Origin of the sequence: Candidatus Binatus sp. (assembly GCF_030646925.1) — a bacterium.
Classification (GTDB): domain Bacteria; phylum Desulfobacterota; class Binatia; order Binatales; family Binataceae; genus Binatus.
The window spans coordinates 34996-60663 of the sequence record NZ_JAUSKL010000066.1 but is presented as its reverse complement, the minus strand read 5'-3'; the positions used below and the strand labels follow the sequence as shown (position 1 = coordinate 60663).

27 protein-coding genes are annotated in these 25668 nt (G+C 61.8%); 11 read left to right on the top strand and 16 right to left on the bottom strand.

All coding sequences use genetic code 11. From position 1 onward, the window contains the following. Positions 1 to 218: 218 nt before the first annotated feature. Positions 219 to 488 carry a hypothetical protein gene (locus tag Q7S58_RS11190; protein WP_304825099.1) on the top strand — a complete coding sequence of 90 codons (270 nt, stop codon included), beginning with the start codon at positions 219 to 221 and terminating at the stop codon, positions 486 to 488. 38 nt (positions 489 to 526) lie between these two features. Here the strand turns inward: Q7S58_RS11190 and glyA are convergent, their stop codons facing one another. Then, on the bottom strand, positions 527 to 1774 hold the full coding sequence (gene glyA, locus Q7S58_RS11185) for a serine hydroxymethyltransferase (RefSeq protein WP_304825097.1): 1248 nt from the start codon (positions 1772 to 1774) through the stop codon (positions 527 to 529). 167 nt (positions 1775 to 1941) lie between these two features. Beyond that, a complete protein-coding gene (locus Q7S58_RS11180; RefSeq protein WP_304825095.1) occupies positions 1942 to 3303 on the bottom strand; it encodes a hypothetical protein in 1362 nt (453 codons plus the stop codon). A gap of 162 nt (positions 3304 to 3465) precedes the next feature. On the opposite strand from Q7S58_RS11180, the gene Q7S58_RS11175 reads away from it, so the two are divergent. Continuing rightward, positions 3466 to 4149 carry a hypothetical protein gene (locus Q7S58_RS11175; protein WP_304825092.1) on the top strand — a complete coding sequence of 228 codons (684 nt, stop codon included), beginning with the start codon at positions 3466 to 3468 and terminating at the stop codon, positions 4147 to 4149. A gap of 95 nt (positions 4150 to 4244) precedes the next feature. Here the strand turns inward: Q7S58_RS11175 and Q7S58_RS11170 are convergent, their stop codons facing one another. Beyond that, entirely contained in the window at positions 4245 to 4568 is a 324-nt protein-coding gene (locus Q7S58_RS11170) for a hypothetical protein (protein ID WP_304825088.1), read from the bottom strand. A 179-nt stretch (positions 4569 to 4747) separates the two neighbouring features. Here Q7S58_RS11170 and uppP point away from each other — a divergent pair, with 179 nt between their 5' ends. The 4 genes from uppP to Q7S58_RS11150 all read left to right on the top strand — a co-directional run bounded on the left by uppP (position 4748) and on the right by Q7S58_RS11150 (position 8982). Further along, positions 4748 to 5533, top strand: coding sequence for an undecaprenyl-diphosphatase UppP (gene uppP / locus Q7S58_RS11165; RefSeq protein WP_304825086.1), 786 nt, complete (start codon positions 4748 to 4750; stop codon positions 5531 to 5533). 22 nt (positions 5534 to 5555) lie between these two features. Next, complete coding sequence (locus Q7S58_RS11160) at positions 5556 to 6548, top strand: DMT family transporter (RefSeq protein ID WP_304825084.1); 993 nt, start codon at positions 5556 to 5558, stop codon at positions 6546 to 6548. A gap of 110 nt (positions 6549 to 6658) precedes the next feature. Then, positions 6659 to 6856 carry a CDGSH iron-sulfur domain-containing protein gene (locus tag Q7S58_RS11155; RefSeq protein WP_304825081.1) on the top strand — a complete coding sequence of 66 codons (198 nt, stop codon included), beginning with the start codon at positions 6659 to 6661 and terminating at the stop codon, positions 6854 to 6856. Between the two features lie 299 nt (positions 6857 to 7155). Then, positions 7156 to 8982: an NAD(P)/FAD-dependent oxidoreductase gene (locus Q7S58_RS11150; protein ID WP_304825077.1), complete on the top strand. Its 1827-nt coding sequence runs from the start codon at positions 7156 to 7158 to the stop codon at positions 8980 to 8982. Positions 8983 to 9205: 223 nt separating this feature from the next. On the opposite strand, the gene Q7S58_RS11145 is transcribed toward Q7S58_RS11150, so the two are convergent. Further along, a complete protein-coding gene (locus Q7S58_RS11145) occupies positions 9206 to 10033 on the bottom strand; it encodes an SDR family NAD(P)-dependent oxidoreductase (protein WP_304825074.1) in 828 nt (275 codons plus the stop codon). Positions 10034 to 10130: 97 nt separating this feature from the next. Between Q7S58_RS11145 and Q7S58_RS11140 the strand changes: the two genes are divergently transcribed. Beyond that, complete coding sequence (locus Q7S58_RS11140; RefSeq protein WP_304825072.1) at positions 10131 to 11990, top strand: glycosyltransferase family 39 protein; 1860 nt, start codon at positions 10131 to 10133, stop codon at positions 11988 to 11990. On the opposite strand, the gene Q7S58_RS11135 is transcribed toward Q7S58_RS11140, so the two are convergent. Next, on the bottom strand, positions 11979 to 12776 hold the full coding sequence (locus Q7S58_RS11135; RefSeq protein WP_304825068.1) for an NAD-dependent deacylase: 798 nt from the start codon (positions 12774 to 12776) through the stop codon (positions 11979 to 11981). The two genes, Q7S58_RS11140 and Q7S58_RS11135, sit on opposite strands and share 12 nt — an antisense overlap. Before the next feature lie 30 nt (positions 12777 to 12806). Further along, positions 12807 to 13787 carry a redoxin family protein gene (locus Q7S58_RS11130; RefSeq protein WP_304825065.1) on the bottom strand — a complete coding sequence of 327 codons (981 nt, stop codon included), beginning with the start codon at positions 13785 to 13787 and terminating at the stop codon, positions 12807 to 12809. A 148-nt stretch (positions 13788 to 13935) separates the two neighbouring features. On the opposite strand from Q7S58_RS11130, the gene Q7S58_RS11125 reads away from it, so the two are divergent. Beyond that, the gene (locus Q7S58_RS11125; protein WP_304825063.1) at positions 13936 to 14355 is read left to right on the top strand and encodes a GNAT family N-acetyltransferase; all 420 of its coding nucleotides are present in this window, start codon (positions 13936 to 13938) and stop codon (positions 14353 to 14355) included. Here the strand turns inward: Q7S58_RS11125 and Q7S58_RS11120 are convergent. After that, positions 14352 to 15206: an alpha/beta fold hydrolase gene (locus Q7S58_RS11120; protein WP_304825060.1), complete on the bottom strand. Its 855-nt coding sequence runs from the start codon at positions 15204 to 15206 to the stop codon at positions 14352 to 14354. The genes Q7S58_RS11125 and Q7S58_RS11120 overlap by 4 nt on opposite strands. Beyond that, on the bottom strand, positions 15203 to 16018 hold the full coding sequence (locus Q7S58_RS11115; protein ID WP_304825058.1) for an alpha/beta fold hydrolase: 816 nt from the start codon (positions 16016 to 16018) through the stop codon (positions 15203 to 15205). The genes Q7S58_RS11120 and Q7S58_RS11115 overlap by 4 nt, the downstream gene beginning before the upstream one ends. A gap of 113 nt (positions 16019 to 16131) precedes the next feature. On the opposite strand from Q7S58_RS11115, the gene Q7S58_RS11110 reads away from it, so the two are divergent. Further along, on the top strand, positions 16132 to 16704 hold the full coding sequence (locus Q7S58_RS11110; protein WP_304825056.1) for a tetratricopeptide repeat protein: 573 nt from the start codon (positions 16132 to 16134) through the stop codon (positions 16702 to 16704). A gap of 3 nt (positions 16705 to 16707) precedes the next feature. On the opposite strand, the gene Q7S58_RS11105 is transcribed toward Q7S58_RS11110, so the two are convergent. The 5 genes from Q7S58_RS11105 to Q7S58_RS11085 form a co-directional block, all read right to left on the bottom strand. Beyond that, complete coding sequence (locus tag Q7S58_RS11105; protein WP_304825054.1) at positions 16708 to 17136, bottom strand: Spy/CpxP family protein refolding chaperone; 429 nt, start codon at positions 17134 to 17136, stop codon at positions 16708 to 16710. After that, entirely contained in the window at positions 17126 to 17587 is a 462-nt protein-coding gene (locus tag Q7S58_RS11100) for a hypothetical protein (RefSeq protein WP_304825052.1), read from the bottom strand. Before Q7S58_RS11100 ends, Q7S58_RS11105 begins: the two co-directional genes overlap by 11 nt. Beyond that, positions 17587 to 18186, bottom strand: a complete 600-nt coding sequence (locus Q7S58_RS11095) for an RNA polymerase sigma factor (protein ID WP_304825050.1) — start codon at positions 18184 to 18186, stop codon at positions 17587 to 17589. Before Q7S58_RS11095 ends, Q7S58_RS11100 begins: the two co-directional genes overlap by 1 nt. A gap of 124 nt (positions 18187 to 18310) precedes the next feature. Next, positions 18311 to 18916: a nucleotidyltransferase family protein gene (locus Q7S58_RS11090; RefSeq protein WP_304825048.1), complete on the bottom strand. Its 606-nt coding sequence runs from the start codon at positions 18914 to 18916 to the stop codon at positions 18311 to 18313. Next, entirely contained in the window at positions 18913 to 20070 is a 1158-nt protein-coding gene (locus tag Q7S58_RS11085; protein WP_304825046.1) for an XdhC family protein, read from the bottom strand. The genes Q7S58_RS11090 and Q7S58_RS11085 overlap by 4 nt, the downstream gene beginning before the upstream one ends. Before the next feature lie 165 nt (positions 20071 to 20235). On the opposite strand from Q7S58_RS11085, the gene Q7S58_RS11080 reads away from it, so the two are divergent. Next, positions 20236 to 20691, top strand: a complete 456-nt coding sequence (locus tag Q7S58_RS11080) for a toxin-antitoxin system YwqK family antitoxin (protein WP_304825043.1) — start codon at positions 20236 to 20238, stop codon at positions 20689 to 20691. Positions 20692 to 20720: 29 nt separating this feature from the next. After that, entirely contained in the window at positions 20721 to 21206 is a 486-nt protein-coding gene (locus tag Q7S58_RS11075; protein ID WP_304825040.1) for an N-acetyltransferase, read from the top strand. Between the two features lie 6 nt (positions 21207 to 21212). Here the strand turns inward: Q7S58_RS11075 and Q7S58_RS11070 are convergent, their stop codons facing one another. The 3 genes from Q7S58_RS11070 to Q7S58_RS11060 are packed head-to-tail and all read right to left on the bottom strand — an operon-like array spanning position 21213 to position 25533. Further along, positions 21213 to 22736, bottom strand: a complete 1524-nt coding sequence (locus Q7S58_RS11070) for a metallopeptidase TldD-related protein (protein WP_304825036.1) — start codon at positions 22734 to 22736, stop codon at positions 21213 to 21215. After that, on the bottom strand, positions 22736 to 24313 hold the full coding sequence (locus Q7S58_RS11065; protein WP_304825033.1) for a TldD/PmbA family protein: 1578 nt from the start codon (positions 24311 to 24313) through the stop codon (positions 22736 to 22738). The genes Q7S58_RS11070 and Q7S58_RS11065 overlap by 1 nt, the downstream gene beginning before the upstream one ends. A gap of 20 nt (positions 24314 to 24333) precedes the next feature. Further along, on the bottom strand, positions 24334 to 25533 hold the full coding sequence (locus tag Q7S58_RS11060; RefSeq protein ID WP_304825030.1) for a CaiB/BaiF CoA-transferase family protein: 1200 nt from the start codon (positions 25531 to 25533) through the stop codon (positions 24334 to 24336). Between the last annotated feature and the right edge of the window lie 135 nt (positions 25534 to 25668).

The following is a 25668-nucleotide window of genomic DNA, read 5'->3' as shown; positions in this document are numbered from 1 at the left end:
AAAGGCCAGTTCCTGGCGTCACGTCATGCTGAGCGAGCTACGCCCTCGCGTCACAAGCCGACCGGAATTTTTTTTCCGCTCGCAGTACCTTCAATTACGCGCGCAGGTAATTTGAATTTATTACAAGGAACAATTTGCGCAGAGATCAGGGCGTTGCGCCTACTGACAAATCGCTGGCGCCGATGATGCTCCAAAAATCGACGACGAGGTGTACGTCGATGCCTTCGAGAAGCCTGAACAGCCTAAGAGTTGCGATGCTGCTGATCGCCGCGGCGTCGATGCCTGCGTGCTTGCAGCCGGCGAATCCCTACGTGATTGGACCGTATCCTCACAGCCACCAGGAACGGCAGCTTGACTTAAGACCGATGCATACCGTGTGCGACAACCGCGGCGAGAATTGCATGGCCTGCGATCCCGGCAATACCAACTGTCGCCGATTCCCGATGGGCGGGATCATCGCGTCGGACGCTTCCCGCCAGCGGCTATAGGCGAGCGCACAAATCTTGATGCGAAATCGCTATTGCTCTTACGGCAAGTACAGGCCAGGCGCCGGGAACTTGCGGCACATCTCGGTGACCTCGCCCGCGATGCGCTTCAGCACCGCCTCGTCGCTTGCCTTGGCGATCGCTTGATCCATCCACGCCGCGATTTGCCGCATTTCAGCATCGCCCATCCCGCGCGACGTCACCGCGGGCGTGCCGAGTCTGAGACCGCTCGGGCTAAACGGTTTGCGCGGATCGTAAGGCACGGTGTTGTAGTTGCAGACGATCCCTGCGGCCTCGAGCGCCTTCGATCCTTTTTTACCGATTACCTTCTTGTTGGTGAGATCGACCAGTATCAGGTGATTGTCGGTGCCGCCCGAAACGAGGCTGAAGCCGCGCGCGAGCAGTTCTTCGGCCAGCGTCTTCGCGTTGCTCACGGTTTTTCGCGCATACGTTTTGAACTCCGGAGTCGCAGCTTCCTTCAGCGCGACTGCGATCGCCGCCGTGGTGTGATTGTGCGGACCGCCTTGCAGGCCGGGGAAGACTGCCTTGTCGATCGCGTTGGCGAATTGCTCGCGGCACAGGATCATCGCGCCGCGCGGACCCCGCAGCGTTTTGTGCGTGGTCGTCATGATCACGTCGGCATACGGCGCTGGATCCGGATGCACTCCGCCGACGATCAATCCGGCGACGTGCGAAATATCGGCCAGCAGCAGGGCGCCCACTTCTTTGGCGATCTCGCTGAATGTTTTGAAATCCCAGAAGCGCGGATACGCGGTGCCGCCGGTCACGATTATCTTCGGCCGCTCTTTCTGCGCGAGTTTGCGCACCTCGTCGAAATCGATCACGTGGCTTTCGCGATCGACTGCGTATTGCGCCGAACGCCAGAACGTCCCGGTGACGCTGACGGGCCATCCGTGCGTCAGATGCCCGCCGTGCGGCAGCGCAAGGCCCATGATCGTGTCGCCCGGCTTGAGCAGCGCGAAGTACACCGCGACATTGGCCGGCGACCCGGAGTATGGCTGTACGTTGGCGTGCTCGACCTTGAACAGCGCCTTGGCGCGCTCGACGGCAAGCGTCTCGATCTCGTCGATATTGCGCTGACCCTCGTAGTAGCGCCGTCCCGCGTAGCCTTCCGAATACTTGTTTGTCAGGATCGAGCCGGTCGCTTCGAGCACGGCCTTCGAGACGTAGTTTTCCGAGGCAATCAGCCGAATCGAATCGATCTCGTAGCGTTCTTCGCGCTTGATAAGGTCGTAAATTTCGGGGTCAGTCCGTTGCAGTTCGTCCACGCCACACCTCCTGTCGCTCAGGATGAAAGCCTATAGGCATGGAATTGCCGAGGCAAAACTTGAGCTGCGCAGTCTTTTGATTACCCTCGCCTCCGCTCCGGACTCCGGGCTCGCTGCGCTCGCGCGTCGCGAAAGCTCCGCCTCGGACCGCAAATCTTTCGTCGAATCTATTGAAGATCGGGCGGCGTGACCTTGGCGATCCACGCGCGATAGCTGCCGTCGTAGCCGACCGAGAGCTGGCGCTTGCGCACCATGTACCGCAGATTCTCGACCGCCTGCGCGTCCAGCTTGGGCCGCGCAGCCATCGCGTCGGCGATCCGATTGCCCTGCGCCGCCGCCACCCGCCGCGCGCCCTCCGCGAGATCCACCGCTTCGCCCGACAATCCAAGATACGCCTCCGCGACGCGGATTCCGATCTCGGTGCCGCTCTCGAGCGAATCCTTGATGTTACCCTTGCCGGTCAGCACGTTGCCCGCGGCGAACACCGCGGTCGGTCCGTCGATCAGCAGCCCGATTTTCTGATCGGCGTAGGTGTAAACTTCGCCCTTCTGCGGGATTCCGGGAATCGGCTCCGGGATGCTGCCGATCGAGCAGATAGTTAGCTTGGCGCGCGCGGATTCGCCGCCGTCGGGCAGGATGCGCACCTGGCCGTCGGCGACTTCGGTCCGGCTGAAATTGACGCCGACCATTTGGCCATCTTCCGCAATCACTCCGATCGGAGCGCGCAGTTCCTGGAACTCGAACAGATATTTGCGCTGCGCCTTCTCGAGGATCTTCGCGCGCGCCTGCCGGAGCGCGTCGGCGCGTTTCTGGGGCGCGTCGGGCGGGATATCCGACAGCGGCATATCGAGCACCCGGCGGCGATAGAATAATTTGCACGGCGCGACGCCCAGGTCCGCATACTTGAGATTATTCGCCGCCAGCACCGGCTCGATTCCCTCGCGCTCCAGCTTCAGCATGTCCGTCTCGAGGCCGCGCGCCTTGAGCGCGCGCATCGCCGTCTCGATCTGCAGCACCTTCATCACGTCGATCGAGGCGAGGCCGCCGCCCACGACGATCGCTCCATCGCTGATTTCGTAGCGCGGCCCCTCATACTTCGCTTCGAGGTAGTGATTGAACCAGTAAATCAGCTTGTTCTGATACACCAGCCCGCGATCGATAAACTGATCGGCGCCCTCGACCGGGAATGGCCGGTCGCGCCACGCGCCGTGCGACAGCACGATCCCGCTGAGGCCCCATCGCGTGCGCAGATCCTCGAAATCGACATCGGCGCCGAGCCGCGTCGAAGGGACGAACTCGATATTCGGATGATCGAGGCGCTGGTTGATCTCTTCGTACTCGTCCTTGCGCTGCTTCACGTGCCATCGCGGCAGCCCGTCCTCGATCTTTCCGTACGGCCGCGGATTCTGTTCGAAGACCAGCACGAGTACGCCGCGATCGGCGAGGATGTGCGCAATTTCGGAACCCGCCGTAGCGCCCCCGACCACCGCCATCACGTGGCGCGAAGATGCCGTGTCGTTATCAGCCATAAGCGATTAATTGATTACCGTGTGAGAGAAACTCGCGCAATCGCCGCCGATAAACCCGGCCGCGGACGCCGGGTCGCTCTTTCGCATCCCGACGCGGCTTGCGCGCGCAATGATCGCATGGTTTCCTAGCTGGGCGCGGTTTCTTCGATCATGCGATTAATCATGTTTCGCCGATTTCGGCAACTCGCAGGCATCGCGGCGTTGACCCTCCTGACGCTGATCGCCGGATGCTACGCGCCTTACTTCGCCAATCGGGCAGCCGGGGGCGGCGTCGATGCCGCTGCGGGCGAAGAGCATGACGTCCCCTACGACGTTCACGACGCTTTCGTCCTCACCCAGGATGCGCTCCGCGGCGAGGGCGTGCTGTTCGAGGTCAAGCCCGACAATAAACTGATCACGCTGTGGCGCGACGCCGACGAGCAGTCAGGCGTGCTCGGGAGCCTGGTCGGGGTCAAGCCGCAGTATCGCTACGAAATCTCGGTGGTGCCGCAGGGCGATCGACGCTCGCGAATCGTGGTGAATGTCCGCACGCAAGACATGGGCGACCAGAACCTCGCGAAATACCAGCCTACTGCGCGGCTCAATCTGTTCGCCAAGATCGACCAGCTTGCCGCCGCGAGCCCGCCGACCGGCGGGACGCCGAAAGCTGGCGGCGTCAATTACGCATTGCTGCCGAACGAGGATCTGAAGGCGCTCGCGAAGCGAGTCACCGGCAGCGAAAACAATTGGCGACAAATCGCGCAGGACAACGGGGTCAAATCGCCGACCGATACGGCCGGCCTGCCGAGCGTATGGGTCCGCAACACTCTGCTGCCCGCGGCGTCCCGCGACTCCGGTTCACCGTGACGCGAAGAGGTCGCGCCCCGGGACAACGAAATGCCCGCGCAGCGGAGGCTGGCGGGCATCGTGGAGAAATTCATCTCGCGCGTGAAGTTTATCCGTCAGTCGTTCGGATACGACGCCTCACTCGGATCGTATTCGGGGCTGAGTCCCGCCGGGCTGACGGCGGCGACCACCGCGAGAAACTGCTCGAAGGTCATCTGAAGATTGAGGAAGCCGCCTTGGCAGAATACCCACCCGTAGTAGTCAAGAATCTCGTCGGGGATCATCACCGGCAATCGCGGCAGGGTCGATACGACCGGGAACGGTTGCGGATCGCCGGGATGGATATCGTCGTAAATTGCGGATTGGTCCGGGACGCCGTCTTCGGCGACCACGCTTCCTTCGCGCAGAGGGATCACCTTGCCTCTGTTGGTTCGAGTCATAGGTAATTTATCCTCCCAGCTATCCACTTCGTTATCCACAGGCCACGCTTGATTCTAGACCAAGCAACTCCCCGGTCAAGGGGAAAGGCGGCAAATCGATGCTCCCGATAGGCAATTCCGACAAAACTGGCCAGCCCGCTCTACGAGCCATCAGATCTTTTTAAGTACTTGATATTATTATGTTTTCTACCTTTCAAGCGATAATTTTGGGCGCCGTTCAGGGTCTGACCGAGTTTCTGCCGGTCTCCAGTTCCGCGCATTTGATCCTCGTTCCGTGGCTGCTCCATTGGCAGGATCCTGGCCTGGCGTTCGACGTCGCGCTGCACTTGGGGACGCTGCTGGCGCTCCTGGCCTACTACTGGCGGCAATGGCTCGAGATGGGATTGTCGCTCGCCAACGGCCAGAAACTTCCGCGACGGCTGCTGTTCCTGCTGATCGTCGCGTCGATTCCCGGCGCGATCATCGGTTTGCTGCTCGAGAAGCAGGCCGAGACGATTTTCCGCTCGCCGCTGCTGATAGCGATCGACCTCGCAGTGATGGGTATCGCGCTCTGGGTGGTGGATCGAGTGGGCGCTCAGCGCCGCACGATTGATGATATTGGGCTAATCGACGCGCTGGTAATCGGGCTTAGCCAGGCGCTCGCAATCGTGCCGGGAGTGTCCCGGTCGGGTGCGACGATTACGGCGGCGCGGATGCTCGGCATCGATCGCGAGAGTGCCGCGAACTTCTCGTTCCTGATGGCGACGCCGATAATCGCCGGCGCCGGCATGATGGAAATCCACAAGGCGCTCCGCGGCGGCCTCACCGCGCAGATTAGTTGGGGATTCGTGGCCGCGGCGATATTCGGAGTGATCGCGATCGCCGGCCTGCTGCGATTCGTGCGGCTCCGCAGCTATGCCGCGTTCTCGATTTACCGGATCGCGCTGGCAGTGCTGGTCGCGATCGTTTTCTTCGCCCGCGGCTGAGTTCGTCGCGCCGGAGTCTCGAATGAAAAGCGAAACTGCCGCGCCGTTAGGAGTGTCCGGGTCGCCAGCCGATTCGATTCGGGAGCGCGCCTTCAAAGTCGGGCTGACACTCGCGATCATCAGCACGATACTCGGCGCGGGCCAACCCGTCATCACGCGATGGGGCGCGATCCACCTAGACCCGCTGCTGTTTTGCACCGGCGCGGTGGTCTTCGCGACGCTTTGCATCCTACCGGTCCTCTATCTTCGCGGCGAATTGCCGAATCTCGTGGACCGCCGATTCCGCGGACGGCTCGCGCAGATGTCGCTATCGGGCACCGTCGCGACCAGCCTGACGCTGACCTACGGGCTGACGCAAATCGGCGCAGTCGCCGGCGTCCTGCTGATGCAATCGGAGCCGATCTATTCGCTGGTGCTCGCGACGATATTCGTCGGCGAACGGGCCTCGATCCGCCAGATCCTTGCGACCACGCTGATCTTGGCGGGAATCGGCTCGGTGTTCGAGGCCGGCGGTGCTTTCTCGCCGCTATGGGCCGCGGCGCTGGTCTTCGTCACGCCGCTCTTCTGGCAGATTTCGCATATCGTCGGGCTCACGCTGATGCCGCCGCTGACGCCGCCGTGCGTGGTCGGCGGTAGATTTCTCTACGCCTCGATCTTCTTGAGCGCCCTGCTGCTGATTTTTCGTCCGGCCTCGCTCGCCCAATTGTCCGATCTCAACGCGGTCGGCGTGATCGCGATTACCGGGTTCTTCATCTACTTTTTGAGCGCGCTCAGTTGGTATGGCGCGATCAGCCGATTGTCGCTGGCGTGGACCACGGCGCTCGTCGTTCCCGGCGTTCCGCTGTTATCGATCCTGTTCGCGGTGCTTTTCCTTGGCGAGCACGCCACCACTCGCGAGGCGATCGGAATCCTCATCGCGGTGGGCGGCGTGATCGCGCTGGTGCTCGGCGCCGACGCGCATCGCAAGTTGCCCAACGCCGCAGTGATCGAGGCGGTTCACGAACCGCTGATCTGATCGGTTGATGGCGTGATCGACGATCTTGATTGACTATCTCGATGGCCTGGATTTAAGTGGCGCTAGCGGCGGCAGCACAATGCCGGCGCAAATCAACGCGAGGAATTGCAATGGCGCGAATCGTAAAGCTCGACAAACAATCTCCCTACGAAATTGCCCAAGGAACCGAATTGCCGGTTTACATCTGCGCTTGCGGACTCTCGAAGAACAAACCGTTCTGCGACGGCTCCCACAAGAAAACGCGCGACGAGAATCCGGCCGATACTTACCAGTACGACGACAGCGGCCGCGCGCTGGTCAAAAGCTAAGGCGCGTCCTCGATCGCGACGAGTGCCGCGTTTCACCGGTACGCGATTATTTCCTATCGTAGGTTTTGGCGGCGGCCCATTTACTAACAGCGCGTAGCGCGCATCTTAATGCCCCAGGAAGCCCGAAACGCGTGAGGGGTTTCGGATTCTTCTCTCCTCCGATTACGAGTCTCGCCGAGGGTGGCAAAGCGGCGGCCAACTGTACTAGCTTCGACAGGTAGTAGAGAACCAGCATCGACAGTCCCCACACAAAGACTTGGAACCGAGATGCTGCCTAATCGAAAAGGAGTGCTGATGCGATGAGTGCAGGCGTAACGGAAGCAGAATCGAAAAGAATTCCCACTCCTGAAGAGTTGGGCTTCGACCCGGCCAAACTACGTCGGAAATATGCGGCGGAGCGCGAGAAGCGCCTGCGCGTGGACGGGAACAATCAATACCGGGAGATCACCGGCGCGCTCGAGCATTACAACTCGGATCCTTATGTCGATCCCGGCTTCACTCGCCCCGCTTTGAATGAAGAGCTCGAAGCGGTGATCGTCGGCGGCGGCTTTGGCGGCCTCCTGGCCGCGGCCCGGCTGCAGAAAAAGGGCATCACCAACATTCGCATCATCGAGAAGGCAGGCGATTTCGGCGGCACCTGGTACTGGAATCGCTACCCGGGCGCTCAGTGCGATATCGAGTCCTACGTGTATCTGCCGCTGCTCGAAGAGACCGGATATCTGCCGCAGGAAAAGTATTCCTTCGCGCCGGAAATTTTCGAGCACGCTCAGCGGATCGGAAAGCATTTCAATTTGTATGAGCGGGCCTGCTTCCAGACCCAAGTCAAGGAAGCGCGCTGGGACGATGGGGAAGGGCGCTGGATCGTCAAGACCGATCGCGGCGACGTCTTCAAAGCCCGTTTCGTGATCATGTCCAGCGGCCCTTTGAATCGCCCCAAGCTACCGGCGATTCCGGGAATCGAAAAGTTCAAAGGGCATACGTTCCACACCAGCCGCTGGGACTACAGCTATACCGGGGGTGATACCAACGGCGGATTGCACAAACTGAGCGACAAGCGCGTAGGTATCGTCGGTACCGGCGCGACCGCGATCCAAAGCGTCTCGCATCTCGGCCAGCACGCGAAGCAACTCTACGTGTTCCAGCGCACACCGTCGTCGGTGGACGAGCGCGGCAACAAGCCCACCGATCCGGAATGGGCCAGTACGCTCACCCCCGGATGGCAGGCGTATCGCAACCACAACTTCTGCTCGATCCTGTCGGGAATCCCGATCGAGGAAGATCTCGTCGGCGACAAGTGGACGAGCCTGTTCAAGAATCTGGCCAAACTGATGTCGGGTAAGGATGCAAACGTTTCCGGCGAAGAGATGGCGCTGATGTCGGAAATCGCCGACTACCAGAAGATGAACGAGATTCGCGATCGCGTCTCCTCGACGGTCAGCGATCCGCAGACCGCCGATGCGCTCAAGCCGTGGTACGGTCAATGGTGCAAGCGCCCCACCTTCAACGACGAATACCTGCCCACCTTCAACCGGCCCAACGTTAAGCTGGTGGACACCAAAGGCAAGGGCGTCGAGCGCGTGACCGAGAACGCGGTGATCGTGGACGGCGTCGAGTACGAAGTGGACTGTCTGATCTTCGCCACCGGCTTTGAGGTCGGCACGGCCTACACCCGCCGCTCTGAATTTGAAGTGTACGGCCGCGGCGGCCTGCCGCTATCCGACTATTGGGCGAATGGAATGAAGACTCATCACGGCTTTATGAGTCATGGCTTCCCGAACTGTTTTCATATGGGTCTCACCCAGACCGGCCTCGCGCCGAACTTCACTTACATGCTGGAAGGACAGGCGACTCACATCGCCCACGTCATCAAGGCAGTGAAGGATCGTGAAGGAAGGTCAGTGGAACCGACCCCCGAGGCCGAGGCTGAATGGGTAAAGATAGTGACGGCCCCGAGCATGATCACTGAATACCAGAACACCTGCACGCCGGGTTACTACAATGGCGAGGGGAAAAGCGCGAAGCAGGGTTTCCTCGGCAGCCAGTATCCGGACGGCGCGGTGCGCTTTTACGAGATGCTTGCGCGATGGCGCGAGCAGGGTGACTTCGAAGGCCTCTTGGTCGAGTAGAAAGAACCATGGGCGGGCTCTGCCTGAGTCCGCCCATGATTTAGTCTCGAACTTGGAACGCGAATCCTATCGGGAATCCATTTTCTAACAGCGCGTAGCGCGCATCTTGATGCCCCAGGAAGCGGCCCCTTCGAGGCTCAGGGTAAACTCCACCCGTGAGGGGTTTCGGAAAATTTTCTCTTCTCTGCTCTCCGCCCTCGCTTTCGCTTCCGCGCCGCGAGCGCTAGTGCACTTCGACGCCGCCGCAGATATTCAGCGCCTGTCCTGTCATGTAGCCGCCGTCCGCCGACGCCAAAAACGCGACCACGTTCGCGACGTCGTCGCCGCTCTCCATGCGCCCCATCGGCACCTGCGCGATAAACGTCTCCAGCACTGCCTCGCGATTCAGGTTGCGCGTCGAGCCGACCATGTTGATCAAGCCCTCGAACAGTTGCGTCTCGACAAAGCCGGGGCATACCGCGTTGACGGTGATATTGTATGCGCCGAGTTCGAGCGCGAGGCTCCGCGTGAGTCCGATCACGCCGTGCTTGGCCGCGCAGTAGGCCGCCATCATCGGACCGCCGCGCTTGCCGGCAATTGACGCGGTATTGATGATGCGCCCGCCGTGCTTGCCTTCAATGATTTTAGGCGCGACGTGCTTGGCGCATAGAAACGTGCCGGTCAGATTTATCGCGACGGTGCGATTCCACGAATCGAGCGTTTGATCGACGACGAATCCGCCGCCGACGCCGCCGCCTGCGTTGTTGCACAGGATGTCGATATGCCCGAATTCCCTCATCGCCGTCGCCGCCATCACCGCCACTTCGGCCTCGTCGGTTACATCGACCTTGACCGCGATAGCGCGGCGGCCGAGTTTGCGCAGCTCGGCGGTGACGCCCTCGAGTTCTTCCATCTGGCCGAACTTCACGTCTGGATAGCCGGGCATCGAGCGGCAGTAATCCGCCGCGACGATATCGGCGCCGTCATTCGCGAGACGCATCGCGATCGCGCGTCCGATTCCCCGTTCGCGGCCGCATCCTGTAACGATTGCCACTTTGCCTTCGAGTTTCATATTTTCGCGGGGACCCCCTGCTTATTTCGATTTGGTGCCGGTATGTTAGTCCGAGACCGTCGCGAGACAAAGCGCGCGGCCCCAACAAAGTTTGCAGATGCCAGAGCGCGGCGAGAATACAGAGACGGTTGAAGTGCCGGCGATCGATCCTTCGATCACGCATACGATCGCGAGCGAAGATGCACGTCCGAGTTCAATCGACGCGCCGCGATGGCTCAGCTTCATCGCCGACCGCCGCCACGCAATTTCGATCCTGCTAATCGTCGGCGTCGCGCTCTATCTCGTTAATCTCGGCGGCTACCCGCTCTACACCAAGGGCGAGCCGCGCGAGGCGGTGACCGTCTTCAACATTGTGCACGGCGGCGGCGTGATCCTGCCGCAGCGCGCGGGTATCGAGGTGCCGTCGAAGCCGCTGCTGATGCATTGGCTGGCGGCGCTCGCATCGTTCGTCGCGGGCGGGGTCAATGAATTCGCGGTGCGGCTGCCGTCCGCGGCGCTCGCGATCGCCGGCGTGATCGTTTGCTACCTGTACGTGCGCCGGCTGTTCGACGACATCGTCGCGTTACTCGCGGCGCTGATGATGGCGACCACGTTTCAATATTTGCAGGCAGCCACCGGCGCGCGCGTCGATATGACATTGACCTTCTTCATGGAGGTCGCGTTCTTCGAGTTCATCCTGTTCGCCGAGGGACTCACGACTCGCACGACCCTGATGTACGTCGCGCTCGCGCTCGCGGTCCTGACCAAGGGACCGATCGGATTGATGCTGCCGGCACTGGTCGCGTTCATCTGGATCGCGCTGGAGCGGCGATGGAGTCTCATCACGCAGATGAATCTGATTCGCGGCGCGATCATCGTGCTCGCGATCGCGGGCAGTTGGTACGTCGCGGCCTTGATCGAAGGTGGCCCGGCATTTTTCCGCAAACAGATCCTCTCGGAAAATTTGCTGCGGCTCGCGGGCGGCCAGGATTTCCACGAAGGCCATATCCATCGCTTCTACTACACCGAGTTGGCGCTGCTGGCCGGCTTTATGCCGTGGACGATCCTGCTGCCGATCGTCGCGATTCAGGCGACGTGGCAGCCGCGCGCCGTCGATTCGCGCCTGCGTTACATGATGGTGTGGTTCGCCGCGGTGCTGGTCTTTTACAACATCCCGCAGAGCAAGCGCGGCGTTTACCTGCTCTGCATGTATCCGGCATTCGCGACATTGATCGCGCTTTACCTCCGCGACGCGATCGCGCACCGCGAACTATCCGAGCGATGGGTGCGGCGCCTGACGCGGGCCTCGGGCGCGGCATTTGTGACGATAGGGACCGCAGCGTTGATATCGCTCGCGATGCTTATCGCAAGGCCGGATGCTCTCGACTCGATTCTGCACCCGATGCAGATTCGCGCGACCGGATTCAACGCCGCGCTGATTGCCGCGATCAGGGAGCATTGGCTCGCGGCGGCGATTCTGCCGGTGGCCCTCGAACTGACCGGCGTTTTTTTGCTCCGCACGCGCGCTCGAATCGAGCGCCTGGTGGTCGCGGGCGCAGCCGGCATGGTGTTCATCGCGATGGCGGTCAACATCGTGGTGGTGCCAGCGATCGCGAACACGCTCTCGCTCGCGAACTTCACCGACCATGCGATGAAGGCGATCGATGGCAGGCGGGCCGGCTACCTCGGCGCGATCAATTACGGCATCGCATTCTACAGCCAGCGAACGATTCCGATCGTTTCGCTGAAAGAGCCGAACTTGCCTGAGTACCTGTTCACGTGGCGCGCCAACTACGACATCCTTTCGCGAGCGCAGCGCAGCCGCTTCGACGTGGTGATGATCAGCAACCCGACCTCGCTCGACGGCAGCGATCGGATGATGCTGTTGCATCTGCGCGAGCCCGGCGCCGCGCCGCCGCCGAATCCGGATTATATCGATCCGAAGAATCTGATCCCGGCGCGATACTTACGACAGTGACGCTTTGCGAATCGCGCCAATCGCGCTGACCAATCGCGGCAGCACCTCGGCGGCGCCGCCGCGCAGGCTCACATCGCAGATGCGCGTGATTTCCGAATCGTAAAGATTGACTTCGATCAGCGTTCCGCCGCGCTGCTTCACCTCGAGCGCAAAGCCCGCCGCCGGATAGACCGTCGCCGACGTTCCCGCCACGATCACCAGGTCGGCGCGTGCGGAATGCTCGGCGCATTGATTGAGCACGTCGGTCGGAATCGGCTCGCCGAACGATACCGTGTCGGCCTTCAGCATCCCGCCGCATCGCGGACACACCGGCGGCAGCACTTCGAGGCTGATCGCGTCGGCGTGAAAACGCTTGGTGCAATCGAGGCATCGGATCAGCGTCCAGTTGCCGTGAATCTCCGCGAGCGATTGCTGCCCGGCCTGCCGATGCAAGTCATCGACGTTCTGCGTAATCACGAATCGCAGTATGCCGAGTTGCTCGAGTTCCGCCAGCGCGTGATGACCGGGGTTCGGCCGCGCGACGCTGAGCGGTTTGAACAGTTCGTCGTTGCGCTTGCTGAGCCGCTCTTCCCACGCCTTTTTCGGATCCGCGAGGAAGCGCTGAAATCCATTCATCGGCGGCTCGCCGTACTTGGTCCAGAGTCCGCCCGGCCCGCGAAACGGCGGAATCCCGCTCTCGACCGACATCCCCGCGCCCGTCAGCGCGATCGGATAGCGAGCCTCGAGAACCATTTCCGCAGCGATCCGTATTTCCTCGTCGGTTGCGCGCTGCTCTTGCTCGGCCATCGTCAGTCCCCTCTCCGTTTTCGCTCGATCTCACGCCACCGCGCACGAAATAAAAGTGAACGCGTACACCGAAAGGCCCGCCTGCTCCGCGCGCAGCACGATCGATCCCGACACGACCGAGTCGTTGGCGACCAGGCTGTACATCCGCGGCCGATCGACCGTGACCAATCCGCGATTGCCTTCGAACTTCACGTCCTCGCCCGGTTTCTGTGAGCCTTCAACCTTGATCTCGACGCGAACGCTCGCGTCGGCCGGCGGCGCCATCACCAGGTTCACATCTTTGGCTGTGTATCTGAGCGAAATCGCGGCACCGGCAATCTCGGCAATCGCCGCCTCGCTTTCGACGCGCCATCGGCCTGCAAGATAAGTCATGCCCTCGACGTGCGGACCGATATCGCGATAATCGTGGGGACGATCGCGCGTCACGCCTTCGGGATTTCCGAACTGTCCGCGCGCGTGTCCGAGGTAAAGCTCTGGCGTCACGCGGTAACAGACCACGCCCGGCCGGTCCATGTCGCGCATCGGTTCGATCGGCGGCGGCAGGCTGGCCGTGGGATTCAACTCGCGGAGCGCAGTTTGAATCGCGACTTCGCTCTCCTGATACGAGCCCTCGCCAAAGTGGTAGTAGCGGATGCGCCCTTTCGAATCGACGAGATACTTGGCCGGCCAGCAGCGATTCGAGTACGCGCGCCAGATTGCATATTCATTGTCGAGCACGATTGGATACTCGAGGCCGAAACGTTTGGCCGCCTCGGCGACGTGCGATCCTTCACGCGCGAAACTGAACTCGGGCGCGTGCACGCCGACCACGACCAGCCCGCGGTCGGCGTATCGCCGATGCCATCCCGCGACGTACGGCAGCGTCCTGATGCAATTGACGCAGGTGTAATCCCAAAAATCGACCAGCACGACCGCCTTGCCGCGCAGCGCTTTCAGGCCGACCGGTCCGTGCTGAATCCATTGGCCGCGCTCCAACTCAGGCGCGTAGATGGTTTCCGAAATCTGCGGCATCGTGGTCTCCCGGCGGCATCGCGAAGGCCGATGGACAGTCGCTCGCTGGCAGCCTACCACAGGCTCGCGATTTGGCACCAAGCCGATTTGACGAATCGTCGATGCGCGCGATACTCCAATTTTTGTGGCAGAGAACTGGCGCATAAAAGTGATCGCGATCGAATCACCTGACGACCTGCAACGGGCGTTCGCTATTCGGCGTCGGGTATTTATCGAAGAGCAGCAGGTGCCCGGGGAAATCGAACTCGATGCCGACGACGCGCACGCGTTCCACGCGCTCGCGCTTATCGACGGCGAGGCGGTGGGAACCGGCCGGATGCTCGAGCACGGTGCCGATGAAGTAAAGATTGGCCGGATGGCGGTGCTGAAGAATCTGCGCGAGCGCGGGATCGGCCAACGCATCCTGCGCTTCCTGATGGAGCATGCGCGATCCCGCGGGCGTACCAAGGCGGTGCTGCACGCGCAGATTTCCGCCGAGGGCTTCTACCTCAAGGAAGGCTACGTTCCGATTGGCGAGGTGTTCGACGAAGCCGGCATCCCGCATCGCACGATGGAGCGCGCACTTTAGGCCCAACCAACATTTTTGGCGAAGGTTTCGAGCACCTGCGCCACCGCGGCCGGATTCTCGAGTAGCACGTGATGATGCGCACCGAGAATCGTCACCAACTCCGCCAATGGATTCGAGGCCTCTGCCTCGCGCGCCGCTTCGTCGGTCATGATCCGGCTATGTTCCGCGCGCACCAACAATGTCGGAACTTGAATTTTCTTCATCGCCTCCAGCACCGCGAGGCCGTCACTGCCGAAAAAACTCTCGCGATCAAATTTAAGCGTCCAGCGGCCGTCTTCGGTGCGCGCGATACTCTTCTCGGCGATCTCGCGCAAAATGCCCGCGTCGATGCTGCCTTCGTCGGGCATCAGGCGAAAGCGCGCCGTCGCAGTCTCGAGATCGGGATACGTCACGACTGGCAGCGACTTGAGCCGCCGCAGATAGCGATCGCGCCCGCGGCTCGACGTGACTGCCACATCGATCGCGACGATCGCTCGCGCGCGCGCCGGATGCCGCTCCGCAAACGCGAGCACGCTGAGCCCGCCCATGCTGTGTCCTGCGACCATCGGTGTTTCATCACCGCGGCTCGCGTGATCGAGCAACCGCGCGATGTCGCCGGCGTAGTCGGCCGGCGTGTAGGACGGCGGACGCACCCATTCGCTGTCGCCGTGCCCGCGTTGATCGAGCGCCAGTATTCGAAACTCCGGCGAGATCGCGCGCGCGACCGGCTCCCACCACCAAGCGTTGGCGGAGTTGCCGTGCAGCAGCACGATCGTTCTCCGCGCTTCGGGATTCCACTCGAGGTAATGCAAGCGCGGCGATCCTTCGAGCAGATGGCTGTGCGGGGGCGGATGGCTCTCCGGCTGCGTCATTTGAAATCTGTGACGAAATCCTTGAGCGCCGCGATCAGCGCCGCCGGATTGTCGAGCATCACGTGATGGTACGAATCGTCGATTAGCGCCAGGCGAGCATCGGGAATCTTCGCGATCATCTTTTTCGCGTCTTTAAGTTCGAGCACCGGACTCTGCGTTATCTTGATGATCAACGACGGGCATTTGATATTCGAGAGCGAGTGCCACACCTTCGACGGCCGCCGTATCATCGTGCGCCGATCCACTTTGTGAATCCACGAACCGTCGTCGCGCCGCTTGTAGCTGAGGCGCGCGATATGATCGAGGATTTCCTTCTTCGCCATCGTCTCGCGCGGCATCACCTTGAAATTCTCGACCGCCTCTTCCAGCGAGCCGAACACCCGCGGCGGCTTGTCGGCATAAGTGCGCATGAACACCACCGACTCGTCGGTGTAGTCGGCGGGACTATCGACGGCGACCATCGCGCGCAGCCGATCGCTGTGCTCGACCGCGTACGCCAGCACGTTGTGCGCGCCCATCGAATGCCCAATCAAAATCGGCGCGCCGAAGCCCCACTGATCGAGCACCGCGTCGATATCCGCAACGTAATGAGCCGAGCTGAACGACCAATCCGCGGGCCATTCGCTCTCGCCGTGGCCGCGCTGATCGAGTGCGAGCACGTGGAAGTCGCCGATAAACGCCGGCGCGATAAAATCCCACCAGCGCGCGTGCGCCCCGCCACCGTGGATGAACAGCATCGACTGTTTGCCTTCGCCGCCGTAATCGACGCAGTTAAGCGTCAAGCCATTGACTTTGTATCGATGCTCTTTCATCGGCTATTTCTAATCTTGTGGGTGCCGCGTCCTCTCGCACCGCCGCCGTACTTTGCAGCGCAACTCTTTCGTGCCACCATCCTAGTACTATTATCCGCGATCAACCTGAAGCCATGCGCGATCGAATTGTTCTGAAACTTGTCCGGATCGCTCTGCTGTTCGCTCTCCTCACGCCTCAGATTCTCCCGGCAGCGACAACTGCGTTCGCGCAGGATTCAAACTCGGCCAAGGCGCGGGCGCTGGTCGATGCCGCGATCAAGATGACCGACAGTAACGCCGCCGTAAAGCTTTTGTGGCAGGCGACCGAAATCGATCCGGACTATGACGCCTCCTACGTTTACCTCGGCCTCTATTACAACTCGCGCTCGGATTTCGAAAACGTGATCAAGGTCTATCAAAAACTGGTGAAGCACGACCCCAAGCAGGTCAGCGCCTACCTGAATATCGGCGAGGCGTACATGTCGTTCACGCCGCCAAAAACGCAGGACGCGCTGGTCTATTATCGCAAGGCGTACGAAATCGATTCGGGAAATTCGTTCGCGGCGCTGCGGATCGGCCAGTTGCTCGCGGAGAAAGGCAGCCGCGATGAAGCGATGAAATATCTGAAGATCGCGCTCGCCGACACCAAGAATCCCGCGGCGTCGTCCGAAGCAGAGAAAGTGCTGCGCCAGATGGGCGCGCTATAGAGGTTATCGCGGCGGCGGCGGCGCAGGCGGATCGCCCGGGCCGTGCATCGGCCCGTGATGATGCCCGAAATCGTCGTCAGGTCCGTCGTGTCCCGCCCACGGACGCGCAAATTCGTGGTCGAATTTCTGCTGCTGCTGAGCGGTGAGCACCCCTCGAACTTCGGTGAGCGCCTTCCAAAAGAGCTGGTGACGCTGATGCTCGTAGTCGCGGCGCGCCTGGATCACCTTGAACCGGGAGTCGCGCATGATGTCGCCGATCTTGTCCCGTTGTGCCGGCGTCAAATTGAGATCGCGCCCCATCCGTTCAATAATCGAGCCGCCGGGCGGCCGCAGGTAGTGATACCGGTATGCTAGGTTGGTTCCCGCAAAACCAATTAGCAGGCAGGAAACCCCAACGAGCGCAAGCATCCAGATATTCGATCTAGCTGGCAAGATCGCTCTCGATTGATGGCAATTCGGGCGCGAACGGATCGGCCGCAGCCTCGGAAGTCGCGCTGATCTCCGGCTTCGACAGTAGGTCGTTCAAAGTGTCGCTCGACGAGCGCGCCGATAGATAGGCGGCGCCGCTGGCAAACACGAAAATCGCCGCCGCGGCTGACATCGCGAGCCATCGACGCGGGCCTTGTTCGACGCGTGGAATCGAAGCGAACCGAAGTGGACGATCGAACGCCGAAAAATCGCGGCGGTCTCCCGGCGATCGCGCCGATGCGGCAGGCGGCTCGGAGTCCGAGTGCAGCACCGGCGCCGTGAGTGCGAAGGCGCGAAAAGCGCGATCGCATTTCGCGCATCCCGCCAGATGCGCCAACAATTCCGCGCGCCGCTCGGCGCTGGCGGTCTTGCGCCACAACGCCGGGAACTCATTTCTCGTTTCAAAACAGTTCATCATTGTTCTCTACTGCGTCCCGCCGCGAAAATCCGCTCGGCCTGCTTGCGCAGCGCCTGGCGCGCCCGGAACGCTCGAATTTTGACTTTGGCTTCGCTCCAGCCGAGCGTCGCCGCGATCTCGCTGATACTCAGTTCTTCGCTTTCCTTCAGCACCATCACCATCCGATCCTCGGGCTTCAGCGTGTCGAGCAGGCGATGCGCCAAATCGTGCGCCTCGCGGCGCTCTTCGCTCTCGCCGACAATCTCCTCCGGCGTCGCGTGATTTACCAGTTGCATCCACTGCACTTCCGGTGCGCTGAAATCGCCGACCAATTCCTCGGGACGCCGCCGCCGGCGCCGCAGTTCGTCGTAGCACAGGTTCACCACGATCGCCCGCAGCCATCCGCGAAAGGGCATCTCGGCGCGATACGTCCCGAGCGCCGTGTACGCCCGAATCAAGCTCTCCTGCGCGATATCGCGCGCCATCTCGCCGTCCGAGAAAAATCGCTTGCATAGCCGCTCGATACGTGGCCGATGACGCGCGGCAAGCTCGCCGAACGACTCCGTATTTCCGCCAAGGACCTCGGCGACTAAATCCTGATCGGGTTTGTCGTCCAAGCTCCACCAGGAAGTTGCGTGCCGCGCCAGCCCGAACATAACTGAACATTAATACGCATCAGGTCAGCCGAGGTTACAAGCATTCGCCAGCCTGTTGCTGTGGCCGGTCAGCAATCCGATTCTATCATTTAGAGCGCGGCGGCGGCGCAAGCCCGGCGCGCTTCAGGTCGGCGGGAGTATCGAGGTCGAGGTTGATCCCCGGATCGTCGAGGTCAACGTACATGACGCGTGCGGGATCGCGATTGACGACGTAGCGGGCGCCCTCGTCCTCGGGCGCGTCGAGCAGTTCGGCAAATAGCGCGCGCGCGAAAATCAGCGGATGCCCGCGGCGACCGGCATGGCGCGCGATCGCAATCGGGACGCCGGATTTTTCGTAGGCGTCGGCAAGCCGCCTGAATGAATCGGCGCGCACCAGCGGATGATCGCCGAGCTGAACCATCGCCGCGGCGGCTTGCGCGCCGATCGCTGCGAGTCCCACCTTGAGCGACGAAAGCTGGCCGCGCGAATAGTTCGGATTTTCGACAATCGCGATCCGCTCGTCGCGCGGAATCGCCGGACGAATCCGCTCGGCATGAGCGCCCAGCACGATCACGAGGCGCGGCACGACCTCGAGCATGCTCGCCGAAATTTTTTCGATAAACGTAACGCCGTCGATCTTCAGCAGCGGCTTGGGATAGCCCATCCGGCGCGACTCGCCCGCCGCCAGAATGATTCCCTCGACGCGAATCACGTCGAGTTGCGTTTGAGACGGCCGAAGCGCGCACCGAGCGTGAAATCGTCGCGGATACCGGTTCGCCGCTCGCGAATAATTTCCGCGATGATCGAAATCGCGATCTCCTCGGGCGTCTCCGCGCCGATCGCCATGCCGAGCGGCGCGTGCACCTCGTCGAGGCGCTCCTGCGGGATACCCGCCTCGCCGAGGCGCTCGAGCGTCGCCTTCACCCGCCGCCGCGAGCCGATCATGCCGACGAATCCGCACGGCTGCAGCAGCGCCGCGGTCACCGCCTCTTCGTCGAAAGCATGTCCGCGCGTCACCGAAATCAGGTAGCAGTGGCCGTCGAGCGCGAGCGATTCGATTGCCGCCTTGAAGGGCTTCACGATGATCGCGTCGGCTTGCGGGAAGCGCTCCCTATTTGCGAAAGACGCGCGATCGTCGATCACGGTGACATGAAAGCCGAGCATCGCGCCCATCGCGCAGAGCGGAATCGCGATATGGCCGGCGCCTACGATGATCAGCCGCTGCGCACCGACGATCGGATCGACGAACAACCGCGGCGCGCCCGACGCGTCGAGATGCGTGATCGGTTTCAACGATCCCGTGCTGTCGAATTCGAACAGGGAGGGAATCGCATCGGTGGTGCAGGCGGTAATTTGTGCGCGCGCCGCTTCCGGCAGCTCGATCGTCGCGCCGCCGCCGTTCTCAACCGCAGCCGGATCGATAAACGAGCGCGCACCCGGCGGCAGTTCGGCGCGCGCGCCCGGATCGACCACCGTGAGCAGCGCGACGGGAGCGCTGCGGCCCGCGGCGTCGGCAAGCTGCCGCGCAATCGGCAGATCGCGCGCGGGCGACCAGATATCGACGAAGACATCCATGATGCCCCCGCAGGTGCCGATCTCCTTCTGATCGAAGTCGCCGGTCAGGTCCACTTCGGCGAGCCGCGCTCCGCTCCCTTCCTCAAGTAGTATTCGAGCTTTCCGAAAGACTTCCGCTTCGCCGCATCCGCCACCGATCGTGCCGAATTGACCGTCGTCGCGGACGATCATCTTGGCGCCGACTTCGCGCGGCGTCGAGCCGCGCACATTTACCACCGTCGCGAGCGCGAACGGCTTGCCGCTCTCGAGCGTACGGACCGCCTCCGGCCAGATTTGATCGGGACCATTCATGCTTCGGTATCCAAACTTAGAACTTAACAGAACGACGCGCCGCAAAAAATCCATCAGGCGCGAAGTTGCGTCAATCGCAATCGCAAGTTTTGAAATCGCGCGCTATTCTGAGATCAACGCGAGCTAACGCCTCGCGACGCCGTGCTGCGGAGTGATGAAATATCGATGGCATCCAGACTGGTTATTTTGGTTGTGATCGCGCTGCTCATTGGCGCGTGCAAAGTCGCGCCGCCCTGCCCGCCAGGCAGCAGGCTGATGGGCGAAGGTCCGCCCGAAGGATCGGAAACGTGGTGCGTCAAAACCGTCGATGGCAAAGACGTCAAGGAAGGACCGTTCACGATTTATGGCCCCGACGGCTCGCTCATGATGAAAGGCGAGTATCACGACGGCAAACAGAACGGCGAGTGGACGCGCTGGCACGACAATGGCCAAAAGGCGTCGATCGATCACTACAAGGACGGCATCCAGGACGGCGAACATGTCGGCTGGTACACGAACGGCAAAATCGCGGCGACCGGGCAATACAGGAACGGCAAACGCGAAGGCGTCTGGAAGCGATGGGATCCGCAGGGCTTCAAAAATTGGGAAGAGACCTACAAGAACGATCAGAAGGTCTCATAAGCGCGGCTCGAAGCTCGATCGAACACTTTATGGATAACATCGAAATCGTCAGCGCCGATCTGGATCGGATCGAGCACCAGAATGCATTGCTCAGCTTGATGGATCTCTACGCGCGCGATCCGATGCAAGGCGGCGAACCGCTCCCCGCTAACGTCCTCGACGAATTGATTCCCGAACTTCGCAAGCACCCCGCGAAAATGATCTGGCTCGCGTATCGAGGCGCGGAAGCCGTCGGCTTCACAGTCTGCTTTCTCGGATTTTCGACGTTCGCGGCGCGTCCGTTGATCAACATTCACGACATCAGCGTGCGCGCAGATTGCCGCGGCCTCGGAGTCGGCAAGCTGCTGATGGAAACGATCGAAGCGAAGGCGCGCGAACTCCGATGCTGCAAGATCACGCTCGAAGTGCGCGAGGACAACGACGTCGCGCGCGGCCTCTATCGAAAACTTGGCTTCGATCGCTCGAACCTCGGCGCGCAAAAAATCCCGATGGAATTCTGGCAAAAGAAATTGTGACTTCCGCTACGCCGTGACGCCAACTTCGGCGAGATCGATTTCATCCGCGGCGATCGCGGGAACGTAGTACGCCTCTGGCGATCCCCAAACCGTCGCGGGCCGCGAGCGCGCGCCCACCGCGATCGGCTTCTCGAACACCTGCGCGATGTTCGCGTTTATCCTCAAACAATTCGGCGCGAGCGGCACCGCGATTTCGCCGTTGCGAATCACGTACGAATCGCCGGTTACGGTGCAGGTGAAATCGCCCGCGCGCTGCCCATTGATCGGATAGGTGTACCAGATGCGCCCGATGTAGACGCCGTCGCCAACCGCGCGCATCAACTCGCGATCGGAGAGGCCGCGCCCCGCCCGCATCACGACATTGGTCCCCGCCGACCCCGGATGCGCATCGAAGCGGCGTCCGCCGCCCTCGCCCAATCGGTAGCCGCTGAGCGGCGGAAAATCAGGATTCGCGCCGGCGGCGGCGCCCAGCTTTTCACTGCGATGCTCATCCGTCAGCAATCGATGCGTATCGTAAAAATTCGACAGCAACCCGACAAGCTTGCCGTCGCGGATCAATTCGACGCGGCTCGCGGGAATTCCCTCGCAGGTGATTCGACGGCGCATCGCGCCAGCGGCGTGCGCCGGGTCGTCGGCGAGGCTGAGCCGCGCATCCATCACCTGCTCGCCGAAGCGGGCGTGATACGCCGAACTCGCCGCGTGAAACGCTCCGCTCGTGAGCGAGCCCATCACCATGTAGTTGAGAATTTCGGCGATCGGCTGCGGTCCCAGCACGACGCGAAATTTCCCCGACGCCGGGCGCACGCCATGAGCGAGCGCGAGCGCTCGTTTCACCGCGTCGCGGCCGAGCACGCTAGCGGCGTCGCGCATCGACGCAGCGTTCGCGCCGATCGCGACCGCAGTTCCCTTGGCATCGAGCGATTCGATGATCGATGTAGCCGACGCGTTGAAATACGCGCTCTGGTCGATGCGGATGTCGCTGAAATTCGAATTGAACACCGCGATTCGGTCGCGAATCACGGACACATCTCCGCCGATGATCAGTCCCGGATGTTCGTTCCTCGATGCCTTCGATCTTCGAAACGCGGACAACGCGCCTTCGAGCACCGCCCACGCCGCATTTGCGATCGCGCGATCGCCGACGCGCGCCAGATCGCTCTTGTCACTCGCGCGGTGCGCGATTTTCTTCGGCTCATCGGGAAAGCCCGGGAAGTGCGGATCGACGATTGCCGCGCTGCGCGCACGATCGAGCGCATCGCGCAGCGCCTCGCGGCTCAAATCACGCGCTTCGAACGCGATGCCGACTTCATGCGGATTCGCGAGCATCGCAATCCGCACCTGGAAGCCATCGGCGTGAATCGATTTGAATTCCTCGAGACCGCGGCACGGGATGTCCGACGTGTAATTGATCCGCGCGATGCGATTCTCAGCGGTCGCGGCGTAAACTTCGAAGCTTGCGATGTCTTTCTCGCGCGCGATTTCCCGCGCCGCATCGTGCACGAATTTTTTCAGCTCCTCCAATTCGAGCATCAGCCGCCACCGAGCCTCGCCCGCGAGCGCAGCGTCGGCCCGCCGTTCGACATCCGCTTCACCTGCATCGGCTGGCCCTTGCCGCAATTCGGAATCGCGATCAAACGCAAGTCGTTGCCGACCGCATCGACGTTCATGAAGAAACTCTTTGAATCCGCGATCACGCTGCCCGATCGATAGAGGCGGCCGATTCGTCCGTGCTCGATTTCATACACGCGGCGCGCCGAAATCCGGAAATTCTCGCGCGACTCCGAGATCGACGGCGTCTGATGCCCGCAGACGTAGTAACCGTGTTCGACGTCCGCGATGATCTGCTCGGGCGCCGTCTCACCCGGTATGAAAAACGTGTTCGACATTCTGATCAGCGGCACGTGATAACCTTCGCTCGCACGCGCCGATCCGTTCGGCATGGCGTTCAGAGCCGCCGCGGTTGCGCGCGAGTTGAGGAACCCGCTGAACACGCCGCGATCGATATGCATCACGCGGCGTCCGCGCGTGCCCTCATGATCGTAGCGATATTGCCCATAACCATCGAGCGTCGGATCGGAGCACGCCGACAAAATCGGAGCGCCCACGACCTTGCCAAGCTGGTTCTCCGCGATCGATCGAAGAAACCAGCTTCGGCCCGCGTACGCGGCTTCCATCTTGAGCGCGCGATCCGCTTCGCACGGGTGGCCTATCACTTCGTGCGCAACCAGCGCGTTGAAATGCGGATCGGTCACGACCACAACTTCGTTGTCCGGCGGCTTGAACACCGGCGCCGCCGCTAGATCGCGCGCCTCGCTCGCGAGATCAAAGCAAAATGTCGCGAGGTCCGGATTAGGCATCAACTCGCCGCGCCATCCGTCGCTCAGGCATTCGAGACCGCGTTGCTGCCCGATCGTGTCGTAACTTTCCTGATGGCCGTCGCCGTCTTGCGCGACGACGTAACAGTCGCCCTGAGAAAACGCGAAGCCCTGCGAGATGACGCTGCCCGCGCTGTCGATGAAAATTTCGCGGCGCAATTCGGTCATCGCCGCGACGACCTGGTACGCGATCGCATCGCCGAGCGCCGCAACCTCGCGCGACGCATCGAGCGAAAGTTTCTTCAGCTCGTCGGTCGAGAGCGCGCGCGGATCGCGCTGAAAGATCGCCTCGACCTCGTCGCGCACCGGCTCGCGAGGCGCGAGCGGCGGCATCGCAAGGCCCTTCGCGGCATCGCCGAGATTTTTGACTAGGTCCGCTTTCTCGCGGGCGCTGAATCGTGCGCGATCGTATGCCTCTGATAGTCCGCGCCTCAGTTCCGCGACCAGCTTGCTTCGATTCATCGCCAGCCCGCCGATCTCTGCGCCGGTCTGCCCGTGTCCGATCGCTCCGCCTTGCCCGGCGACGTGCACCGATACCGAATAACTCGCACTCTCGCTCTCAGAGCTGTCGCGCGGCTCGCCGTTCACCGCCGCGCCTGCGCGATTCATGCCGACCTCGAATCGCAGATCGGCGTACGCGACGCCGCGATTGGCGCGAGCGAAACGCGCGAGGAGGCCCTCCCCATCGCGCTTCAAATACTCGATTGTTTCGAACAGGTCGCCGCGCGCCATCAAGCGATCGTCGCCGCGGTCTAGATGATTCCTTCGCGCTTGAGATCGTCGAGCTGCCCCGCGCCGAGGCCCAGCATGTCTCCGTAAACTTCGCTGTTATGCTGGCCAAGCAGCGGCGCCGACTTCACCTCGACCGGCGAATGTTCGAGACGCACCGGACATCCGGGCATCGTGAATTCGCCGCGCACCGGGTGATTGATCGTCACGATCATCCCGCGTTCCTTCATGTGCGGATCGTTCAGCAACTCGACGCTGTCCAGCACCGCGCCGCACGGCACACCGGCCTCGCCGAGCATCCGCATCACCTCATGCTTGGTGTGCTTGCCGGTCCATCCAGTGATGATCGCCGTCAGTTCCTCGACGTGCTTGGCGCGTTCCTTCGGTTCCTTGAAGCGCTCGTCCTGCGCGATTTCTGGCTGGCCCATCGCCTTGCACAAATTTTCGAACATCTCGAAATTGGTGCACAGCACGTAGCAGTAATCGTTGTCGCCGCCTGGCGCGCATTTGTAGAGGTCGCCCGGACCCGCACCCCCGAGACGATTTCCCACTCGCGGCGTCGGTTTTTTCGTGACGTAGGTTCCCATCATCGGCACCCGCACGAAATTCAGCACCGCTTCCTGCATCGAAAGCTCGACCTTCTGCCCCTTGCCAGTGCGCTCGCGCTGGATGTAGGCGGCGAGCACCCCGATTGCCGCATGCATTCCGGTGCCGGTATCGCCGATCGTCGGGCCGGGTTTGAGCGGCGGCGAACCGGGAAATCCCGTGAGCGACATCGCGCCGCCCGACGCCTGCGCAATCATGTCGAAGCTCTTGTATTTGCTGTACGGCCCGTGCGTGCCGAAGCCCTTGATCGTCAGATAGATGAGCCGCGGATTTATTTCGCGCAGCTTGTCGTAGCCGAGGCCGAGGCCCTCGAGCGTGCCGAGCGAATAATTTTCTGAGAGAATATCGACTTGCTTTATCAGGTCGATAAAAATCGCTTTTCCCTTCTCGGTCTTGAGGTTCAGCGTGATCGATCTTTTGTTCGCGTTGAGCAGGATGAAGTAGTACGAATCGACGCCCTGCTTTTCCGTCAGCATCCAGCGCCCCTGCTCGCCCAGCTTCGGCGATTCGACCTTGATCACGTCGGCGCCCAGCCACGCCAGCATCTCGGTGCACGAGGTGCCTGCTTCGAACTGGGTCATGTCGAGAACTTTGACGCCGGACAACGCCTTTTCCATCGCCACCCTCCTGAGATGCGCGCGGGAACGATTCGATCAGTTCGGCCGCACGCTTTGAATTGATCTAGCGCCCGCAATGGCGCGGGGGCAAGCGCGACGGTCGCGCGATGCTCCAGTTTTCTCGCGACCGGCTTA

What these genes read in the sequence shown, in the direction of transcription:
- Q7S58_RS11190 (WP_304825099.1), top strand. Translation starts at nt 219, where the DNA reads ATGCCTTCGAGAAGCCTGAACAGCCTAAGAGTTGCGATGCTGCTGATC.
- Q7S58_RS11180 (WP_304825095.1), bottom strand. Translation starts at nt 3,303, where the DNA reads ATGGCTGATAACGACACGGCATCTTCGCGCCACGTGATGGCGGTGGTC.
- Q7S58_RS11175 (WP_304825092.1), top strand. Translation starts at nt 3,466, where the DNA reads ATGTTTCGCCGATTTCGGCAACTCGCAGGCATCGCGGCGTTGACCCTC.
- Q7S58_RS11170 (WP_304825088.1), bottom strand. Translation starts at nt 4,568, where the DNA reads ATGACTCGAACCAACAGAGGCAAGGTGATCCCTCTGCGCGAAGGAAGC.
- uppP (WP_304825086.1), top strand. Translation starts at nt 4,748, where the DNA reads ATGTTTTCTACCTTTCAAGCGATAATTTTGGGCGCCGTTCAGGGTCTG.
- Q7S58_RS11160 (WP_304825084.1), top strand. Translation starts at nt 5,556, where the DNA reads ATGAAAAGCGAAACTGCCGCGCCGTTAGGAGTGTCCGGGTCGCCAGCC.
- Q7S58_RS11155 (WP_304825081.1), top strand. Translation starts at nt 6,659, where the DNA reads ATGGCGCGAATCGTAAAGCTCGACAAACAATCTCCCTACGAAATTGCC.
- Q7S58_RS11150 (WP_304825077.1), top strand. Translation starts at nt 7,156, where the DNA reads ATGAGTGCAGGCGTAACGGAAGCAGAATCGAAAAGAATTCCCACTCCT.
- Q7S58_RS11145 (WP_304825074.1), bottom strand. Translation starts at nt 10,033, where the DNA reads ATGAAACTCGAAGGCAAAGTGGCAATCGTTACAGGATGCGGCCGCGAA.
- Q7S58_RS11140 (WP_304825072.1), top strand. Translation starts at nt 10,131, where the DNA reads ATGCCAGAGCGCGGCGAGAATACAGAGACGGTTGAAGTGCCGGCGATC.
- Q7S58_RS11135 (WP_304825068.1), bottom strand. Translation starts at nt 12,776, where the DNA reads ATGGCCGAGCAAGAGCAGCGCGCAACCGACGAGGAAATACGGATCGCT.
- Q7S58_RS11130 (WP_304825065.1), bottom strand. Translation starts at nt 13,787, where the DNA reads ATGCCGCAGATTTCGGAAACCATCTACGCGCCTGAGTTGGAGCGCGGC.
- Q7S58_RS11120 (WP_304825060.1), bottom strand. Translation starts at nt 15,206, where the DNA reads ATGACGCAGCCGGAGAGCCATCCGCCCCCGCACAGCCATCTGCTCGAA.
- Q7S58_RS11115 (WP_304825058.1), bottom strand. Translation starts at nt 16,018, where the DNA reads ATGAAAGAGCATCGATACAAAGTCAATGGCTTGACGCTTAACTGCGTC.
- Q7S58_RS11110 (WP_304825056.1), top strand. Translation starts at nt 16,132, where the DNA reads ATGCGCGATCGAATTGTTCTGAAACTTGTCCGGATCGCTCTGCTGTTC.
- Q7S58_RS11100 (WP_304825052.1), bottom strand. Translation starts at nt 17,587, where the DNA reads ATGAACTGTTTTGAAACGAGAAATGAGTTCCCGGCGTTGTGGCGCAAG.
- Q7S58_RS11085 (WP_304825046.1), bottom strand. Translation starts at nt 20,070, where the DNA reads ATGAATGGTCCCGATCAAATCTGGCCGGAGGCGGTCCGTACGCTCGAG.
- Q7S58_RS11080 (WP_304825043.1), top strand. Translation starts at nt 20,236, where the DNA reads ATGGCATCCAGACTGGTTATTTTGGTTGTGATCGCGCTGCTCATTGGC.
- Q7S58_RS11075 (WP_304825040.1), top strand. Translation starts at nt 20,721, where the DNA reads ATGGATAACATCGAAATCGTCAGCGCCGATCTGGATCGGATCGAGCAC.
- Q7S58_RS11070 (WP_304825036.1), bottom strand. Translation starts at nt 22,736, where the DNA reads ATGCTCGAATTGGAGGAGCTGAAAAAATTCGTGCACGATGCGGCGCGG.
- Q7S58_RS11065 (WP_304825033.1), bottom strand. Translation starts at nt 24,313, where the DNA reads ATGGCGCGCGGCGACCTGTTCGAAACAATCGAGTATTTGAAGCGCGAT.
- Q7S58_RS11060 (WP_304825030.1), bottom strand. Translation starts at nt 25,533, where the DNA reads ATGGAAAAGGCGTTGTCCGGCGTCAAAGTTCTCGACATGACCCAGTTC.